The organism is Sphingobacterium sp. SRCM116780, assembly GCF_021442025.1.
In the GTDB taxonomy this organism is placed as follows: Bacteria; Bacteroidota; Bacteroidia; order Sphingobacteriales; family Sphingobacteriaceae; genus Sphingobacterium.
Genome location: NZ_CP090446.1, coordinates 192,064 through 211,621 on the forward strand (window position 1 = coordinate 192,064; position 19,558 = coordinate 211,621).

At 36.3% G+C, this 19,558-nt stretch carries 14 protein-coding genes and 1 rRNA gene; 11 read left to right on the forward strand and 4 right to left on the reverse strand.

Going from position 1 to position 19,558, the window contains the following annotated elements:
• Window positions 1–526: 526 nt before the first annotated feature.
• From LZQ00_RS00775 to LZQ00_RS00785, 3 genes are all read right to left on the reverse strand, one after another.
• The gene (locus tag LZQ00_RS00775; protein WP_234511071.1) at window positions 527–1,534 is read right to left on the reverse strand and encodes an FKBP-type peptidyl-prolyl cis-trans isomerase; all 1,008 of its coding nucleotides are present in this window, start codon (window positions 1,532–1,534) and stop codon (window positions 527–529) included.
• A gap of 19 nt (window positions 1,535–1,553) precedes the next feature.
• On the reverse strand, window positions 1,554–2,564 hold the full coding sequence (locus tag LZQ00_RS00780; protein ID WP_234511074.1) for a DHH family phosphoesterase: 1,011 nt from the start codon (window positions 2,562–2,564) through the stop codon (window positions 1,554–1,556).
• 118 nt (window positions 2,565–2,682) lie between these two features.
• Entirely contained in the window at window positions 2,683–5,322 is a 2,640-nt protein-coding gene (locus LZQ00_RS00785) for a hypothetical protein (protein WP_234511077.1), read from the reverse strand.
• 156 nt (window positions 5,323–5,478) lie between these two features.
• Here LZQ00_RS00785 and LZQ00_RS00790 point away from each other — a divergent pair, with 156 nt between their 5' ends.
• The 5 genes from LZQ00_RS00790 (at window position 5,479) to LZQ00_RS00810 (ending at window position 11,502) form a co-directional block, all read left to right on the forward strand.
• The gene (locus tag LZQ00_RS00790) at window positions 5,479–5,868 is read left to right on the forward strand and encodes a DUF423 domain-containing protein (RefSeq protein WP_234511079.1); all 390 of its coding nucleotides are present in this window, start codon (window positions 5,479–5,481) and stop codon (window positions 5,866–5,868) included.
• 97 nt (window positions 5,869–5,965) lie between these two features.
• Entirely contained in the window at window positions 5,966–8,449 is a 2,484-nt protein-coding gene (priA, locus tag LZQ00_RS00795) for a primosomal protein N' (protein ID WP_234511082.1), read from the forward strand.
• 132 nt (window positions 8,450–8,581) lie between these two features.
• Window positions 8,582–9,238: a protein-L-isoaspartate(D-aspartate) O-methyltransferase gene (locus tag LZQ00_RS00800; RefSeq protein ID WP_234511084.1), complete on the forward strand. Its 657-nt coding sequence runs from the start codon at window positions 8,582–8,584 to the stop codon at window positions 9,236–9,238.
• 29 nt (window positions 9,239–9,267) lie between these two features.
• Window positions 9,268–11,091, forward strand: coding sequence for a MutS-related protein (locus LZQ00_RS00805; RefSeq protein ID WP_234511086.1), 1,824 nt, complete (start codon window positions 9,268–9,270; stop codon window positions 11,089–11,091).
• Window positions 11,092–11,097: 6 nt separating this feature from the next.
• The gene (locus LZQ00_RS00810; protein ID WP_234511088.1) at window positions 11,098–11,502 is read left to right on the forward strand and encodes an acyl-CoA thioesterase; all 405 of its coding nucleotides are present in this window, start codon (window positions 11,098–11,100) and stop codon (window positions 11,500–11,502) included.
• A gap of 137 nt (window positions 11,503–11,639) precedes the next feature.
• On the opposite strand, the gene smpB is transcribed toward LZQ00_RS00810, so the two are convergent.
• Window positions 11,640–12,095 (reverse strand): SsrA-binding protein SmpB, encoded by a 456-nt coding sequence (smpB, locus tag LZQ00_RS00815; RefSeq protein WP_234511091.1) that lies wholly within the window; start codon window positions 12,093–12,095, stop codon window positions 11,640–11,642.
• Between the two features lie 386 nt (window positions 12,096–12,481).
• On the opposite strand from smpB, the gene spt reads away from it, so the two are divergent.
• The 6 genes from spt (at window position 12,482) to LZQ00_RS00845 (ending at window position 19,502) form a co-directional block, all read left to right on the forward strand.
• Window positions 12,482–13,681: a serine palmitoyltransferase gene (gene spt, locus LZQ00_RS00820; RefSeq protein WP_234511094.1), complete on the forward strand. Its 1,200-nt coding sequence runs from the start codon at window positions 12,482–12,484 to the stop codon at window positions 13,679–13,681.
• Between the two features lie 7 nt (window positions 13,682–13,688).
• Window positions 13,689–14,813: a hypothetical protein gene (locus tag LZQ00_RS00825; protein ID WP_234511097.1), complete on the forward strand. Its 1,125-nt coding sequence runs from the start codon at window positions 13,689–13,691 to the stop codon at window positions 14,811–14,813.
• Window positions 14,810–15,802, forward strand: coding sequence for an NAD-dependent epimerase/dehydratase family protein (locus tag LZQ00_RS00830; protein ID WP_234511099.1), 993 nt, complete (start codon window positions 14,810–14,812; stop codon window positions 15,800–15,802). The genes LZQ00_RS00825 and LZQ00_RS00830 overlap by 4 nt, the downstream gene beginning before the upstream one ends.
• Window positions 15,803–15,812: 10 nt before the next feature.
• Window positions 15,813–16,502: a CDP-alcohol phosphatidyltransferase family protein gene (locus LZQ00_RS00835; protein WP_234511102.1), complete on the forward strand. Its 690-nt coding sequence runs from the start codon at window positions 15,813–15,815 to the stop codon at window positions 16,500–16,502.
• A 1-nt stretch (window position 16,503) separates the two neighbouring features.
• The gene (locus LZQ00_RS00840) at window positions 16,504–16,890 is read left to right on the forward strand and encodes a GtrA family protein (RefSeq protein WP_234511104.1); all 387 of its coding nucleotides are present in this window, start codon (window positions 16,504–16,506) and stop codon (window positions 16,888–16,890) included.
• A 1,082-nt stretch (window positions 16,891–17,972) separates the two neighbouring features.
• Window positions 17,973–19,502, forward strand: a 16S ribosomal RNA gene (locus LZQ00_RS00845).
• Window positions 19,503–19,558: the final 56 nt, after the last annotated feature.

Below are 19,558 nucleotides of genomic sequence, written 5' to 3' on the forward strand. Positions count from 1 at the left end.
TTGTAACATCTCAAACCAGATTAAAACTAGCACCAGTATTTCGTTATGGATATTCATAACGGCGAACCTGAGTCAGCAAAATCGTTAGGATCCATATTATAAAGCATATAGACAGGCACAGATTCTATTTTTTGGTATGGTCAAAAATTTTCATTACAATACACAGTTTAATCACTTTTGAATAATCAAAATCTATTAATCCTAGATATCCTTTTTGAATGATTCCCTCAATTGAGATAGAGGTTTTTTATAAAAAATAGGATCTGCTGAGATCCATAATACTCCGATAGTCAGTCTCATTAGTCCATTTTTTTCACTTGCACAGACCTCGTTATAATATAAGAGGATGTCTCTTTCCAAGATTTTATGGAGGTATTGTGTGAAAACTAAGCGCTCCATAGATAGCTAAGAAATGGAAGATTTAGTTTGAAAAGAATCAAAAAGTAAGTCTGTCTCTATAATTTTATTTCATAAAAAAAACGCTTATCGGTTATCCGATAAGCGTTTTACTTGATATTTTCTTTACTTATTTTTTCACTGGAGTAGCTGTTGTTGGTGCAGCAACCTTCGGTGCGCCAGCTGAAGGAGCTGTCATCGGTGTCGCTACAGGAGCTTTACCTGCAATAATGTCTAATACTTCAACTTCAAATACCAATGGTGCAAATGGAGGGATACCACCACCTGCTCCGCGTTCACCATAAGCTAAAGCAGAAGGAATGACTAATGTCGCTTTTGAACCTTTGTTTAATAATTGAAAAGCTTCTGTCCAACCCGGGATAACACCATCAACACCTAAGTGTAAACGTAAAGCTTCGTAAGGTCTTTGTGGGTTAAATACTTTTTCTTTCTTAGCTAAATCGGGTTGGTTCGTGTCAAACACTTTACCAGTTGTCAATTTACCAACATAGTTTACAACAACAGTATCACCAATAGCAGCATTTTTACCTGCCCCTTGTTTTGTGATCACATATTGTAAGCCAGAAGCAGTTTTCTTTGGTGTTAACTTGTTATTTTTAACGTAAGCATCAACTTTTCCTGCTTCAGCAGTTTTTAATTTTGCTACTTGACTATCAAAATATTTCGTTACTTGCTCACCTAATTGTTGATCTGTTAATTTACCTTTTTTGAAGTGTTTTTGAACTTTCAACGTATAGATAATGTATTTGTCAGCAAACGCTGGTTTTGGTTGTTTTGTTTTAGCTGCTACAGAATCTAAATTGATTTTGAACACCAAGCTATCACCCTCACCTACAAATTTGAATAATCCAGTTGGATCACCAGGATTTTGTTTGATGATACTATCTGGGTATAATTGTACAATTTGTGGAACACCAGCATCGTAAGTACTATTTAATAATGAATCTCTATCAGTTTTAACAATCATGTCAACTGACAATAAATCACCAGATACAGCTTTTTCAGCACCAGCATCTTTTGCGATTTTGTATTCTAGGCCTCCTTCAGCCTTTTTGAAATTTTGGCAAGCAGTTAATAATAGACCTGCTGCTGCGAATAATAGAATTGATTTCTTCATTTCAGTTTTAATTGCTATCTTATTTTGTTAATATTTCTTTATAATTTGGTAAAGCTAATTTAAATGTATTGATGACCGTTTGCAAATCCTCACGAGAACTTCCTCCCGATGCATTCAAGTGGCCACCTCCGTTAAAATGTGTTTTACAGATCTCATTGCAGGGAATTTCCCCAATTGATCGCAAAGATAATTTAATTTGTTCAGTTCTATCAATAATTAATGCCGCTAATCGAATGCCTTTTATCGACAAAGCATAGTTGACAAGTCCTTCGGTATCTCCTGTGATAATCTCAAAGCTTTTTAAATCTTCTTGCGTCACATAAATCATGGCCGTATTGTATGCTGGAATAACTTCTAAACGGTTTAAAAGACAATATCCTAAGAATTTTAATCGTCCTTCTGATGAACTGTTGTAAATAGATTCGTGAATAGCCCAATTTTGCGCTCCACAATCTATTAAGTTGGCAATGATACGGTGTATTTCTGATGTAGTAGAGCGGAAGCGGAACGACCCTGTGTCAGTCATAATCCCGGTATAGAGGCATGTTGCCATATCTGAGGAGATATGCTCTTCATCATGCATTTCTTCTTTTATAAACCTGAAAATTAACTGTGCTGTTGCTGCTGCTTTTGGATCCCAATATTCGTAATCATGAAAACCTTCAGGTTCTAAATGGTGATCAATCATACATTTAATGCCTTTTGCATTTCTAATGGGTTCTGCCATATCATGTATACGAGCGAGTCCATTGAAATCTAGACAGAAAATGAGCTCGGCATCAGCAATTATTTGTTGATTCGCTGGTACATCTTGTGTGTAAATGCGGACATGTTCCAAACCAGGCAACCAGTCTAAAAAAGCAGGAAAGTCGGAAGGGACAATAAGGCTTACATCATGTTTATAGGCTTTGAGCCAATAAAATAAACCTAAGGAAGAACCCAATGCATCGCCATCAGGCTTGAAATGCGTTGTGATTACAATTCTTTTAGGTTCTGATAAAAGTGTTTTTAGTTGTTCTGATGTCAGCATATTCGTATTAAGTCTGCAAACCTACTATAAAAAAAAATATTTCTAGCATTTTTTTATAAACATTTGAGGGGTTTTTGCAAGATAATTTTTACTTTTCAAACTTTATGTTTATAATTTGTTAAAACTTGTAAGCATAAAGCTTATGATCTCGTTTAGAACTTATTAAATAAGAAGCGTTGTTTCCAAAATTAATGGGGCCAAAATAAAATTTTGACAGTCCGTCAATTGGAAATCCGTCTCGGACAAAGCCATCTTCATTAAAGATATAAATCATCCGATTGTCAGTTCCTACAGCCATAAGATCATTGTTGTTGGTGGCCTTAAAAAATATCGGTCTATTACTGATGTCATCTACAAATTTGTATTCAAAATACTTCGTCACATCCTTTTGGTTATAGACCATGAGCTTATTTTCACTGATGATGACATAATCTTTGTCGGCAGTACCACTTACATCTTCAAAATTGAAGGTGAAGCTATTACTCCAGTCACCCACCTTCACTTTGGTGGGTATACCTTCAAATGGTACTTTAAAAATCTCTCCTTTACCTTTTGCTAGAATAACAAAAGAATTTTTCTCATCTGAAGTCGTAATAAGACCAATCGGGTTTTTTAATGTCTGACCGTCTATATCCAAGTCTTGTTGATGATACAAATGACCATTTTCGTTAAAGAAGTAAATAGAACCAGCATTGGTCCCTGCAATGATGAAATGTTTATTGGCTATAGTCGTTGCTTTTAAATCGTACAGAATTTTACTATCCAATTTTGGATTTTCCCATTCTTTGATTTTATTTCCTTCAAAATCGTATACTGCGATTTGATTTGAACAAGGAACATAAATTCTTTTTTCATTGTTGAAATTGGTTATTGTTAAACCTCCAGAAGCATTGTTTTCTAATGCAAGTGAAAATCCTGGAATCATTTTCCCATCTGGAGAGAAGCGGTAAACCCGACTTCTAGTATTCAACAAAATACTGCGATCTGGCAATTGAATAGGTTGCCCCATGATTTCTCCTTGGAATAATGTTTTCCACAATTCTTTGCCTGATGGATTTAATGCATATACGGTATGGTCCTGTTCCTGTACTAAAATGAATTTGCAGGTATCAGATTGATCAAAAACCCATGGATTATTGATCAATTTTGAATTCATCTGAAATGTCCATTCTGCTGTTCCTCCCAAACGATTCGTTGTCTTATACAAAGCGAAAAATCCAGAAACAAATCCACCCTGATTACCAGTTAGCTGAAAGGATGTGGAGTAGAAATTTTGATAACCAAAATTTTCTTTGTCTCTATAATCCTTTGCATATTCCGATTTTAAATTACTAATGATCGTATTGCTTGCAGTTTCGGGTTCAATATAGAAAGTAATGTTAGCCCTGTTACTTTGTATAGCGCTATGATTTTTGAAAACAGCAGTGCCAGATAGCAATTGATTCTCTTCATATGCTTTACGGTATTTTCGTAAAATGTTTGTTTGGTTAGCGACAAAAAGAACGTTACCTATTCTTGTAAAATAGGGGCGTTGAAAAGTTTTAAAAGGATCTCCAAAGCTAGTATATAGTATATTAGAGTAATCAAACTGGTATATAGAATCGCCTTGATTACTACTTATTTTCTTGGCCGTTTCCAAGAATTTGTTGGTATCGGCTAAACTTACAAGCCCTAACAGATCTTCATTGTCCAATTCAGCTATTGCAAATTCGTCATTCCATAGCGGTAATATGTCTTTTTGGAAGAGAACCTTTCCTTCATTTTCAATCATTTTTTGCTGACTTGCGATTTTGTCAGCTTCCTTACGATACACAAATAAGTCGTGGAGGGCACTATGAAAGCTGTTGATGTCAGATAAACTATAATTAATGTATGAAGCTGTATTTTTTGGTAAAAAATTGGCTAGGGTCTGTACTTGTCCCGATTGATTTGCGAATAGACGTAAATAAGTTTGCTGATTTAAATCAAGCTTAGTTTCTCCTTTAAAAATAAGTGCATCATTTTTAAAGTTTAAATTCCAGGCTGTCTCTCCATGTAAAGAATCGATTTGGTTGAGATAGACGCCAAACTTACTACGCATTATTTTTCTTGCAAATGCAGCAATTTGATTGTTATTGAAATAAAGACTTAAAGGTGTATTTTTACTATTATGATTGACGAAGAATTCAATCTGCTTGGTAGCTAGTTTGGGTACTTTTTTGTCAATTACTTGATGAATAAGCGATCGCTCGTAACTCGCAAAAAGGATGTTTTCATGAAGTGTACAGTACAGGATAGAGTCCTTAGCTCCTTGATCAAAACTATAAATAGTATGATCTAGTGTATCTGTTTGATTTAACTTATATTTTTTATCTATCGAATGAAATAGTGTCGCTAATTCTTGGTTGTTTAATTTTTCATGTAATGCAATGGTATATAATGTTGCTATACCTGCTTGACCGGGATGGTAAGAAAGAATGATTTCTTCATCATAAACGTTTTCTTCCAGTGCTTTTGAACGAAGAAAATCTTGTTTTATCTTTTTTAAATCTTCAAAATTTTGCTTCCCTTGAATGGCTTCAAATAATTCAAAATTTTGAAATATAGTATCCGTTGCTTGATTGTTTTTGAAAGTAGCAATAAAATAAGTGTCTGCTGGTAAATATTGAAGTGGTTTTGTTGCATTTTTTTGCTTATTGCTGTTGTCGGAGAAGTAATAAATAGAGGCCGCAATAACAGCAATAAAAAGTAACACCGTAACAATGATCGTATTTCTCATATCTAATAACAAACGTACTAAAAATTATCTGGAACCCTACTTTTCAAAGACAAGAACCCCATTTATAGCAATAAATTTAATAAATATTCTGTTTTTATAAGGAAGATTTGATACATTTATGCGGCATTATTAAAATATAAACATAATTTTAAATTAATGAATAAGAAAATCATTCTGGTGGCTGCATTATTTGGTGCACTGGCTGTTATTTTAGGTGCTTTTGGTGCACATGGTTTAGAAGGGAAGGTTAGTGCAGCGCATATCGAAACATGGAAAACAGCTAATCAGTATCATTTCTATCATACTTTAGCCTTATTGTTTTTGTCTACTTTTTCAAGAGCTAAAACAGCTTCTATTCGGGTATCATTTATTTCTTTTATAATCGGATTGATTTTCTTTTCGGGTTCTTTATATCTGTTAAGTGTTAGAGAAATTGTTGGATTTGTTAATCCTGCAATTTTAGGGCCTATTACACCTTTAGGAGGAGTCGCTTTCATTGTTGGTTGGATCGCATTATTTATCGCTGCACTTAAAAATAAATCATAGCTTATACACAAGCTCTTTGTAAAATAAGCCCTCGGAAAAATTCAAATTTTTTCGAGGGCTTATTTTTTAGTAATTTTACATCATACTTGAAATTAGCATGCCAGAGCCTCAAAATTTATTTTTCACAGACCGAACTACAGTTTTTGTAGACGTCATTCTGCCTTTAGCAATAGCCAACACATACACTTACCGTATTCCATCGGAGTGGAATGATAAAATCCAGATTGGTGTACGTGTCATGGTGCAGTTCGGAAAAAACAAAATTTATTCGGCTATTGTGAAGCAGATAAGTAAGGAGGCCCCAAAACATTATGAGGCAAAGTATATTTTAGATATTATTGATGAAAAACCTGTAGTTGATCGAGCACAATTACTATTGTGGGATTGGATATCAGATTATTATATGTGTTCATTGGGAGAGGTGATGCAGGCAGCATTGCCATCTGCTTTGAAATTGGCGAGTGAAACTAAAATCATTTCGTCTATTCCTGAAGATTTCGATCGTTCTTCGCTATCAGACAAGGAATATTTGATTATTGAAGCACTGGAAGTGGCAGGAGAGTTAAAAGTAAACGATATTGTCAAACTGTTAAGTCAGAAATCTGTATTTCCGATATTGAAAACCATGTTTGATAAAGGAATCGTCTTGATTTCTGAAGAGATAGCGGAACGCTATAAACCCAAGACCAAAGTATTTTTCTCGCTTTCGCCTGAATTTTGCAATGAAGACGGAAAACGTCAGTTGTTAGATTCATTAAAACGAGCTCCAAAACAACAAGATGCCGTGTTAGCTTTTATGCAATTGTCAAAAAAGGAAACAGATATTACGCGTCAGATGATTATGGAAGCTTCAGGATGTGGTTCTAGTGCGATAACCACGTTGATCGATAAAGCTGTATTTCAAGTAAAGGAAAAGGTTGTGAGCCGTTTTCAAGGGCAGGATCTGGATCTGGATGCAAACTTTGAATTCAATACCAATCAACAACGTTCTTTTGATGAGATACAGCAAAGTTTTGAAGCGAAGGATGTCACTTTACTGCATGGTGTCACCGCCTCTGGAAAAACACAGATTTATATCCGTTTAATTGAGCAAGCGATAGCAGCAGGAAAGTCTGCTTTATATTTATTGCCCGAAATTGCGCTAACAGCGCAAATAACAGCAAGATTGAAATTACATTTTGGAGATAAATTAGGTGTTTATCATTCTAAATTTAATGATAATGAACGTGCTGAAGTATGGCATAAAGTTTTAAAAAATGAGTTTCAGGTAATCATTGGTGCACGTTCATCGGTATTCTTACCTTTCCAAGATTTAGGGATCATCATTATTGATGAAGAGCATGAGAGTTCGTATAAACAATATGATCCTGCACCTCGATATCACGCGAGAGATACCGCTATTTATTTAGGTCATATTCATCAAACAAAAGTGTTATTGGGATCGGCAACACCCTCCATTGAAAGTTTTTATAACGCTAAATCAAATAAATATGGTTTTGTGCAGCTACTAGAGCGATTTGGGAATGCACAGTTGCCCGAAATTCATATTATTGATATTCCACAGGAAGGAAGGAAAGAGAACATGTTTTCTTATTTTTCTGGAACTTTACTAAAAGCAATCGAAGGAGCCTTAGAACGAAAAGAACAAGTCATCTTGTTCCAAAATCGTAGGGGACACACCACGATTACCCAGTGTAATACCTGTGGTTATGTGGCCAAATGTGTGAATTGTGATGTCAGTATGACGTATCATAAAAGTTCGAATATGATGCATTGCCATTATTGTGGACACGTGGAATCTCCTATTAAAATCTGTCCTGCATGCGGTATGCCCCATATTGAGAGTAAAGGGTTTGGAACGGAGCGTGTAGAAGAAGAGTTGGAATTGCTGATGCCGAAGGTCCGCATCGGGCGTTTGGATTTAGATTCAACTAAGGGTAAACATGGTTTTGATAAAATTATAGGTGCATTTGACGAACATGAATTTGATATTCTTATCGGTACGCAAATGGTCGCTAAAGGTTTAGATTTTGGAAGAGTTAGTTTGATCGGTATTATTAATGCAGATGCGATGATCAATTTCCCAGACTTTAGAGCTTATGAAAGATCTTTTTCCTTGTTCTCTCAAGTAGCAGGACGTGCAGGACGTCGGGAAGCAGGAGGGCAGGTCATTATCCAAACGTATACACCAAAACATCGTGTTTTAGAACAGGTAGTTGCTAATGACTATCAAGCTATGTTTGATACGGAAATAAAAGAACGTAAGAATTTTGGCTATCCTCCTTTTTATCGGGTGATTCGTATCGATATTAAAAATATGGATATGCAGAAATGTTATGATGGTGCTAAGAAATTTGCCTCAGCTTTGCGTCAGCAGCTAGGTAGCCGTGTTTTAGGTCCGGAAACACCTTTAGTGGGACGTGTACGTAATTACTTTATTCAGACGATCACATTAAAAATTGAACGGAATAACATCAGTATGGCTAAGGTGAAGGATTTGATTCGAGTGGTGAAAAATGACTTTGCGGCTGATAAATCGAATACAGGTGCTCGAGTTGTTATCGATGTTGACCCGTATTAATTTTTAGATCAGTTGGTGTTTTTTGACAAATATTTTTCTTTTAAAATGAAAGACCTTGCAGGTTAGTCGGTTAGTTTTGAAATTGTTCTTATAGTGGTATTTGTTAAATAACAATAGTATTTTTGAATCACAATGGCGTATAAATTTGTAGATAATTATAGAGAAAAGGGTGCTCGTAAGCAGTTGGTTCAATTACTAAAAACAAGAGGCATTAGTGATCAACATGTCTTGAATGCAATTGCTAAGGTGCCACGACATTTTTTCTTTGATGAAACATTTTGGAATCAGGCCTATAAAGATATCGCTTTTCCCATAGGTGATGGACAAACCATCTCTCAACCCTATACCGTTGCCTATCAATCGGAATTACTACATGTCAAAAAAGGAGACAAAGTATTAGAAATTGGTACGGGCTCTGGTTATCAAACTTGTATTTTAATGGAACTAGGGGCAGAGGTATATACCATAGAACGTCAAGAAAACTTATATAATAGAACCATACAAGTGTTGCCATATATGGGATATAAACCGCATTTCTTTTGTGGTGATGGTTCAAAAGGTGTTGAGAAACATGCACCGTATGATAAAATAATTGTGACTGCTGGTGCCCCCTTCGTCCCAGAAATTATGTTGAAGCAATTAAAAATTGGTGGTATTTTCGTCATCCCAGTAGGGGATGAAAAGGAACAAAAGATGATGACGATCATTCGTGCTGGAGAAAATGATTTTGATCGTATTGAACTCGATACATTTAGATTTGTACCTTTAGTTGGAGATCAAGCTTGGTAAACCCCAATCTTTTTTAGTTATGAAAATATATGCGTGATCAGATAATGGATTTCTACCATAAAAATAAGGAGGAAATCGAACAACAAGTAAAAAAACTAAATCGAACGATAAACCAAAATAGTTTTTATCGGTTAGCTGTTATTATTTTGGGTGGTGCCGCATTATTCTATTCCTTTCAGCTTGAAAGCCTGATGCTGGTCTTGGTTTTATTTTTTGCACTTATTTTTCTTTTCGCTTTTCTAGTGAACCGACAAAGTAAACTGGAAAAAGGAAGAGACTATCAGCAAGCATTACTAGCAGTCAATGTGAATGAGATTACCATAAAAAATAATGGTGTTAATATCTATGATAATGGGACAGATTTAGAAGATAGTAAACACCCTTATAGCTCAGATCTGGATATTGTGGGAAACCATTCTTTATTTCAATTATTAAATCGTTCCGCAACTAAATTAAGTATATCCGTATTAGGAAGTTGGCTGTTAACGAATTCTGATCGCTCAGATATTTTAAGAAGACAAGAAGCGTCTAGTGAAATTGCAGAAGATGTTCATTGGAGTCAAGATTTTCAAGCAAAGCTTTTATCTAATTTGAATCAAAAATTAGATGTCAAATCATTTCTAAGTACCTATTTTGAATCAGGAGATTTTAGTTTTGGTAGTGCATTCATGCGAATTTATGTGAAATTAGCGCCTTTTTTATTTATTGGTTCTATTGTCTTTGCTATTTTTATTCCCTTCTTTACTTTTCTGCCTGTCGTTATCGGCTTGATTCATTTATTATGGACGATGGCAAATGGGGGTAAAGTTTCATTTTTCTCTAGCCGTATTGATAAAGTTGGTCATCTTTTGGGTGCGTATGCTTCGAGTATGGAACTTGTCGAAAATAGGACGTGGAAAGCAGAGCGGAACATACAGTTGCAGAATCGATTGAAAATTCAAGACGCAACAGATTCCGTTTCGAGTGCATTTAAAAAATTGGGAAGACTCATCGGTAATCTGGACGCTCGGAATAACATGATGGTGGGAACAATTTTAAATATTTTCTTGCTATGGGATTTTAAACAAGTGTTGGCGATTGTTGACTGGAGGTCGAAATATCAAGCAAATATTTTAGATTCCTTTGATACATTATCAGAAATGGAAGCTCTTGTAAGTTTAGGGACATGGAAGCGCAATCATCCTGATTGGACGACAACAATTATTCTGGAACAATTGGATGATACTATTGAAGCTGTGGATATGTCGCACCCCATGATTTCTACAGAGAAAGCGATTGCAAATACCTATACAAACGAAGATCATCAGATTGCTTTAGTAACCGGTTCGAATATGGCTGGAAAGAGCACTTTTCTTCGTACCATTGGGATCAATGCGGTATTGGCTTATGCAGGTGCTGTTGTACCAGCACGTTCATTTCGAATCCCCATCTATCATTTGATTTCCTATATGCGTATCAAGGATAACTTAAATGAAAGTACTTCTACTTTTAAGGCAGAATTGGATCGGATGAAGTTTATTCTGGAAACAGTTGCGGTGCGTACCGATAGTTTCTTTCTAATTGATGAAATGCTAAGAGGGACAAATTCTGTTGATAAATATTTAGGATCTCGTGCGATCATAAAAAAGCTGATCAGTGAGAAGGGAAAGGGAATGGTAGCAACGCATGATTTACAATTATCAACATTAGCAGATGAATATCCAAAAGTGGTCAAAAATTATCATTTTGATATTCAGGTTATTAATGATGAGATGCTCTTCGATTATAAACTGAAAATAGGGGAATGTAAAATATTTAATGCTTCAATGTTGTTAAAAGGAATTGGAGTGGACGTAGAACAAGGTAAGAATTAAAAAAAAATGACATTACAAGAGAGAATTGAGGAGTCGAAAACGCACCATTTCATGACTGTTTTCCCATTTACAACGAACCACCATGCTAATTTATTTGGTGGAAAAGCAATGGCGATTATGGATGAAGTAACCTTTATGTGTGCAACACGTTTTTGTAGAAAAGCACTCGTTACGGTTTCTTCAGATAAAATTGATTTCGAAAAAGCAATTCCAGCAGGGAGTATGATTGAAGCTATTGCAGAAGTAATACATGTGGGAAGAACAAGTTTAAAAGTAAAAGTGGAGATTTTCTTAGAAGATATGTACAAAGATGGACGAGAATTGGCTGTAAAGGGCGTGTTTTCTTTTGTAGCTTTAGATGATAATAAACAACCGATACCTGTGTTGCAAGGCTTAGAAATTGAAGATTGATTAAAGTTTGTTCGTTATAAAAAGAATGGAATAATAGATCACTATTATTCCATTCTTTTTATAGGTGACAAATCTCATACGTTTGATTTAAAATAGGGAAAGAGCAACCGTAGAGGCCTATTATGTTACCCGTTTAGTTATCTTTTCAATACACGATCCAACTCTCGTTTACCTTCTCTTTCTTTAATTGTATCGCGTTTGTCGAAGTCTTTTTTACCTTGAGCTAAGGCAATTTCTACTTTAGCAAATCCTCTTCCACTAATAAAAATGCGTAAGGGAACAATTGTAAATCCCTTTTCTTCACCCTTTAAACGTAATTTTTTTAATTCTTTCTTGGTTAATAAAAGTTGACGATCACGTTTTGCTTCATGGTTGTAAAAAGATCCGTGCGAATATTCTGCGATATGCATATTTCGTAGATATAACCCATCATCAAAAAAATTACAAAAACTATCGTTAATGGTTGCTTTTCCTTCTCTTATTGATTTAATCTCTGTTCCCAAAAGTCGTATTCCAGCGACATATTTGTCTAATAGGTGATATTCGTATGAAGCTCTTTTATTTTTTATATTGATATCTGATGATATTGCCATAATTTCTTAATATATTTATTATTCCATTTTTGATGCAAACCCAGTTAAAAAGTTGTTGTATGCAATCCATGGGAAGCAAATATAAATATTATAATGCTGTTTTTTTATCATTGTGATTATTGGATTTTAATTTAAGTGTTAAATTAAAATTATTTTTACGATATTTATATGTGAAAAATATGACTTAGATTAAGTGAAAGTCAGCTTTTGTTTTCGTATGTTTGCATCGTTTTTGATTTAATATTGTATTTCATTACATTATTATAAGATCATTTTGTATTAATCTATTTGGAAGTAGGCGTTGAAAGTGTGAATGATTAAGCTGGATTTTGGTAATCATTTCAATCAAGAACAATTATAAAATTTAAGAAATACCTTTTAATCGCATGAGTAAAGGAAAATTAGGCGAAAGAATATCGCAATTTAAAATCGTTAGTGAATTAAAGGCCAAAGGCTTATACGCTTATTTTAGACCGATTCAATCGAGGCAAGATACCGAAGTGAAAATTGATGGCAAACGTGTTTTAATGTTTGGTTCTAATTCATATTTGGGATTGACGACTGATGAACGTATTATAAAGGCCTCTCAAGATGCACTAGCGAAATATGGCACAGGCTGTGCTGGTTCTCGTTTTTTAAACGGGACTTTAGATATTCACGTTGAGCTTGAAGAGAAATTGTCGGCTTATGTAGGAAAAGAAGCTACTATTTTATTTAGTACTGGCTTTCAATCAAACTTAGGCCCGTTGTCGTGTCTCACTGGGCGTAATGATTATATTCTGTTAGATGAGCGTGATCATGCTTCTATTATTGATGGAAGTAGATTGTCTTTTTCTAAAGTAATCAAATATGCGCATAATGATATGGACGATTTACGTGCCAAAATTGCTAGATTGCCAGAGGAAAGTGCCAAGATGATTGCTACAGATGGTATTTTTAGCATGGAGGGTGATATTGTTAAATTGCCGGATTTGGTTAAAATTGCAGATGAATTCGATGCAACTGTTATGGTGGATGATGCACATAGTTTAGGTGTTATTGGAGCAAGAGGGGCGGGTACAGCATCGCATTTTGGATTAACAGATAAGGTTGATTTGATTATGGGTACCTTCAGTAAATCGTTAGCTTCTTTAGGAGGCTTTGTTTCTGGAGATGCTGATGTGATCGAATATTTGAAACACTCTGCTCGTTCTGTGATGTTTAGCGCAAGTATGACTCCAGCTTCTGTTGCTTCCACTTTGAAAGCTCTAGAAATTGTCCAAACTGAACCTCAGCATATCGAGAAATTGTGGGCGAATACGAATTACGCAAAAAAATTATTGTTAGAGAGTGGTTTTGATCTAGGAGAGACTGAAAGTCCTATTCTACCAATCTTTATCAGAAATAATGAAAAAACATTCTGGGTAACCAAAATGCTTCAAGATGATGGTGTTTTTGTAAACCCAGTCGTTTCGCCTGCTGTTCCTGCGGAAGAATCATTGATTCGTTTCTCACTTATGGCAACGCATAGCTTTGATCAAATTGATGAAGCCGTTGAGAAGATGGTAAAAGTCTTCAAATCCGCAGATGTTGAATCTTTAATATAATTCTGTTATGATACAGGTTATTCCCGTTGAAACAAAGGAACAAAAACGGTTATTTATAGATTTTCCGCATAGTTTATATGCGGAAAATTCTTGTTATGTACCCGAGCTTTATCTCGCACAGTTAGACTTATTAACACCAGGTAAGCATCCCTTCTACAAACATTCCTCTACACAATTATTTTTAGCGTACAAAGATCAAAAACTAGTTGGTCGTATTGCTGCTATTTGGAATGTGAATCACAATGCTTTTAATGAAGTCCAAGAGGGACAATGGGGATTTTTTGATACGATTAATGATCAAGAAGTTGCTAATGCATTATTTCAAGCAGCCAGAGATTGGGTAAAAGCCAAAGGAGGAAATAATATTGTTGGTCCAATTAATTTGACGACTAATGATACTTGTGGCCTATTGGTTGAAGGATTTGATAGTCCTCCTGTTGCCATGATGCCCTATAATTTTGCTTATTATCCAGATTTAGTGACAAATGCAGGTTTTCAACAAAAAGTTGATCTACGTGCGTATTTGGTCATGGAAAATAAAGCGAATAAAAGATCTGTTCTTCTTTTGGAAAAACTGGAAGAACGATTAAACCGCTCTGGTATAACAATCCGACAAATAAATTTGAAGGATTTTAAGAATGAAACAGAAAAAATTAGAGAAATCTACAACAAAGCTTGGGATAAAAATTTAGGCTTTGTGCCCATGACAGAGGATGAGTTCAATTATGCCGCTAAAGACATGAAAATGATCGTTGACGCTAAGTATGCGCTATTAGCAGAAAAGAATGGTCAGGTCGTTGGGTTTGCTTTAGGGGTGCCTGATATCAATCAAATTTTAATTAAAATTAAACGTGGAAGATTATTTCCAACAGGTATTTTTAAATTATTATTTGGATTAAAAAAGGTGAATCTAATTCGTGTTTTGATGTTAGGTGTATTGGATGAGTATCGTAAACAGGGAATAGAAGCTTGTCTTTATGGCCGTATAATAAAAAACTCTGGAGATGGATTTACTGTCAAAGGAGCTGAATGTTCTTGGATGTTAGAGCATAATTATATGATGAATCATGCCATAGAACAAATCAATGGGGAATTATACAAACGGTATCGTTTGTATGAGCAGGCGCTATGAACAAAAAAATCTTAATCACAGGCGCAAGTGGTTTTGTCGGCTATCACCTTGTTCAAGCTGCCCATGAAGCAGGCTTAGAGGTGCATGCAGCCGTAAGGAAAACCAGTGATGTCAGTGAAATCAAAGCTTTTGTTAATAAATTTGTCTATCCAAATTTTAAAGATAAGGAATCATTAATTGAACTTTTGGAACAAGAACAATATGCTTATATTGTTCACGCCGCTGCAATGACAAGAGCGAAAAATGAAAAGGATCTTATTGATGTAAATGTTGGTTATACCGAACATTTGGCAGGAGCAATACGTGAAGCCAATATTCCTTTAGAGCGTTTTGTTTTTATCAGTAGTTTGGCTGCGGTTGGTCCTGTAGCTTATGATGCCCCAGCTATAAATGAACGTAATAAATTCCATCCTGTAACAGCATATGGTAGAAGTAAAGTCTTAGCAGAGCAAATGCTTGAAAAACAGCAAAACGATAAGCTTTCTATTATTCGACCTACTGCAGTTTATGGACCTCGAGAGAAAGATCTTTTTGTTCTATTTAAAACATTAAATTCTGGATTCGATGCCTATATTGGGAAATCACCTCAAAAACTAACTTTTGTATTTGTAAAAGATTTGGTAGATGCCATCTTGAATGCTTGCTTTTTTGATACAGGTAAAATGACCGCCTATAATATTACAGATGGTCTTGTCTATGATCGTTATGATATGGCAGCCATTTTCAAAAAATATACAGCTAAATCACTGTTTAGGTTTCATATTCCATTTACCATAGTCAAAGGTGTCGCTCGGGTGATGGAGTTAGCTTATAAAAAATCGAAGGCTATTCCAGTGCTATACCCAGAGAGATTGAATGAATTGACAGCTGCTAGTTGGGCTTGTGATATCAGTGCTTCAAAAGAAAATATTCAATATAATCCTAAATATGATTTGGACACAGGTTTGAAGATCACTCTTCAATGGTATCGCGATCATAAATGGCTTTAATAAAAGAGAGATGAGTGGTCAAAAAATAAATAAGAAACTTTTTGAAGATAGAAAAAGGACAAATATATTGAGTAATCCGGAGCAGAAATTTATTTCTTATTTGGTGCCTCGTATTCCCAACTGGATTTCATCGGATGGTCTTACAGGAATTGGCTTGTTTGGATCTATAATGATTATGGCAAGTTTTATTTTAGGTAAATACTATCATATTGATTACTTGCTCTTGGGAATTGTAGGTTTCTTTATTCAATGGTTCGGCGATTCACTTGATGGTCGAATTGCCTACTACAGGAATAAATCTCGTAAGTGGTATGGGTTTTCTTTAGATATTGTCATGGACTGGATTAGTACAGTGATGATTGGACTAGGATATGTTTTCTATGCTCAAGGTAATTTTGAACTTACAGGATTTGTTTTAGTATCCTTATATGGTTGGGCAATGATTTTGTCACTATTGCGGTATAAGGTTACAGATAAATATACTATAGATGCTGGTATTGTAGGACCTACGGAAATCCGAGTTATCATTTGTATTGTTTTATTGATTGAGGTTTTCTCTGTAGGAGCCATCCATTATTTGGTTATGGGAATTTGTGCGATCCTTTTTATTATTAATATCATCGATACCAAGAAATTATTAGTCTTGGGAGATGCGAGAGATAAAGAAGAAAAGGAAGCTAAAAAGTCTGAAAATTTATAAGATGAACTCAAAACTAAAAGAATTCTTGAGGGCACAGCTATCTGCTTTTGTTGGTGGCCTTTCAGACTTTGGTATTTATACAATCTGTTATAAGTTATTAAATTTTTCACCAGCATTCTCAAATGTAATTAGTGGCTCTTTAGGAGCCATTGTTAATTTTGTCATTAATAGGTATTGGTCTTTTAATAATACATCCTCACCATTAGGAAAGCAATTAGGAAAGTTTGTCGTTGTTGTTGCCGGAAGTATTCTTTTAAAATCCTCTGGTATCTATCTGTTAGATGATAGATGGCATTTGCATCCGTTGTTGTCCAAAGTTATTGTCGAAATTATAGTTTCTTTAGGGTTTAATTATACACTTCAACGTTTTTGGGTATTCAAAAAATAAAAAAGTCTTACAGCATAGAAAAGCTTATCTCCATAGAGATGAGCTTTTTTTGTTTTCTGAATATCGCTATCCTATCAGTTTTTAGAGGAAGTCCGTTGACGTCTTCTTTCTTTTGAAATGAATTTTATTGATGCCAATTTATGATCAATTTGACCATCAAGAGAATAATAGAATGGCTTAGTAAAGATGGAGCTATTATTTTTTCTATTTTGAATAACGTTGTCACTTACCTATTCCTAAATTTAAGACTCATGTTAATATGAAGTTTTATGTTAGCCTCGATCATATAAAACAATATCTGAGAATCAAATCATATGATATACCCATGCACCTTGTTGTCGTATTTTTTCTTTTGATAAAAGAAAGAATATGAATCCTGTAAAGAGCAAATAAACGGATATAGGTATCCCAGGGATCAAATTAAAACGAACTAAGGACCAGCTCTGGACCGTGGGTACCCTGCTCTCACTGTGCCCACAGGTAGGAGTTGATCCCAATTTGGTCCCCAGTTGACCCCCGTCATTACCTGCGATGGATAGCAGAACAGTTTATTGTTATCCAGAGAGCCGTACCTATTTTATTTCCCTGTGGTAGAAATTAATCGTTCAATGTTACAGCCAGTTAAGGTTAATATTAAGAAATAAGTCGGAAAAGGTTAGGAATTTCGGTTAAGAAGTTGGTATCTTTGCACCACTCCGCAAGGGAGGAGAGGCTGTATCGCAAGAGAAGGCCTTGAAAAAAGGAGGGTTTAAAGTGATTTGAACGCAGAAATCTGAGGAGAAGCGATAAAAAATAAATTCATATTTATTTTGGAATTTCGGAAAAGATTTCTACCTTTGCAGTCCCAACGGAGACGAAGGGAATACAACAAGAGAAGATCGGGGCGCAATGCCGAAGATATAAAAGCAGAAGCGTGAAGCGGATGCGAAGCAAGTTCTTTAAAAATATAATCATGTAACGTAACGAGTAGTGTTGAGAAACAGCGAAAGTTAAAAAAATCAACCTGTCAATTTTAGAATTAGAAATAAAAATACAAGACAATTCTATTTATTATAAATAGTCTTGATCTTACCCTTCATTTTACAATGGAGAGTTTGATCCTGGCTCAGGATGAACGCTAGCGGCAGGCCTAATACATGCAAGTCGGACGGGATTGGGATCAAAGCTTGCTTTGGTTCCATGAGAGTGGCGCACGGGTGCGTAACGCGTGAGCAACCTGCCCATATCAGGGGGATAGCCTCTCGAAAGAGAGATTAATACCGCATAACATCATTTAACGGCATCGTTGAATGATCAAATATTTATAGGATATGGATGGGCTCGCGTGACATTAGCTAGTTGGCGGGGTAACGGCCCACCAAGGCTACGATGTCTAGGGGCTCTGAGAGGAGAATCCCCCACACTGGTACTGAGACACGGACCAGACTCCTACGGGAGGCAGCAGTAAGGAATATTGGTCAATGGAGGGAACTCTGAACCAGCCATGCCGCGTGCAGGATGACTGCCCTATGGGTTGTAAACTGCTTTTGTCCAGGAATAAACACCTCTACGTGTAGGGGCTTGAATGTACTGGAAGAATAAGGATCGGCTAACTCCGTGCCAGCAGCCGCGGTAATACGGAGGATCCAAGCGTTATCCGGATTTATTGGGTTTAAAGGGTGCGTAGGCGGTCTTATAAGTCAGTGGTGAAATACGGCAGCTCAACTGTCGCAGTGCCTTTGATACTGTAGGACTTGAATACACTTGAAGTGGGCGGAATAAGACAAGTAGCGGTGAAATGCATAGATATGTCTTAGAACTCCGATTGCGAAGGCAGCTCACTAAGGTGTGATTGACGCTGATGCACGAAAGCGTGGGGATCAAACAGGATTAGATACCCTGGTAGTCCACGCCCTAAACGATGATAACTCGATGTTGGCGATACACAGTCAGCGTCCCAGCGAAAGCGTTAAGTTATCCACCTGGGGAGTACGGTCGCAAGATTGAAACTCAAAGGAATTGACGGGGGCCCGCACAAGCGGAGGAGCATGTGGTTTAATTCGATGATACGCGAGGAACCTTACCCGGGCTTGAAAGTTAGTGAATGATCCAGAGACGGATCAGTCCTTCGGGACACGAAACTAGGTGCTGCATGGCTGTCGTCAGCTCGTGCCGTGAGGTGTTGGGTTAAGTCCCGCAACGAGCGCAACCCCTATGTTTAGTTGCCAGCACGTCAAGGTGGGGACTCTAAACAGACTGCCTGTGCAAACAGCGAGGAAGGTGGGGACGACGTCAAGTCATCATGGCCCTTACGTCCGGGGCTACACACGTGCTACAATGGATGGTACAGCGGGCAGCTACATAGCAATATGATGCTAATCTCTAAAAGCCATTCACAGTTCGGATTGAGGTCTGCAACTCGACCTCATGAAGTTGGATTCGCTAGTAATCGCGTATCAGCAATGACGCGGTGAATACGTTCCCGGGCCTTGTACACACCGCCCGTCAAGCCATGAAAGTTGGGGGTACCTAAAGCATGTAACCGCAAGGAGCGTGTTAGGGTAAAACCGATAATTGGGGCTAAGTCGTAACAAGGTAGCCGTACCGGAAGGTGCGGCTGGAATACCTCCTTTCTAGAGCATTCGGAATTGAAGCTCGTTACGTATACACATGGTTAATATTAAGAAAA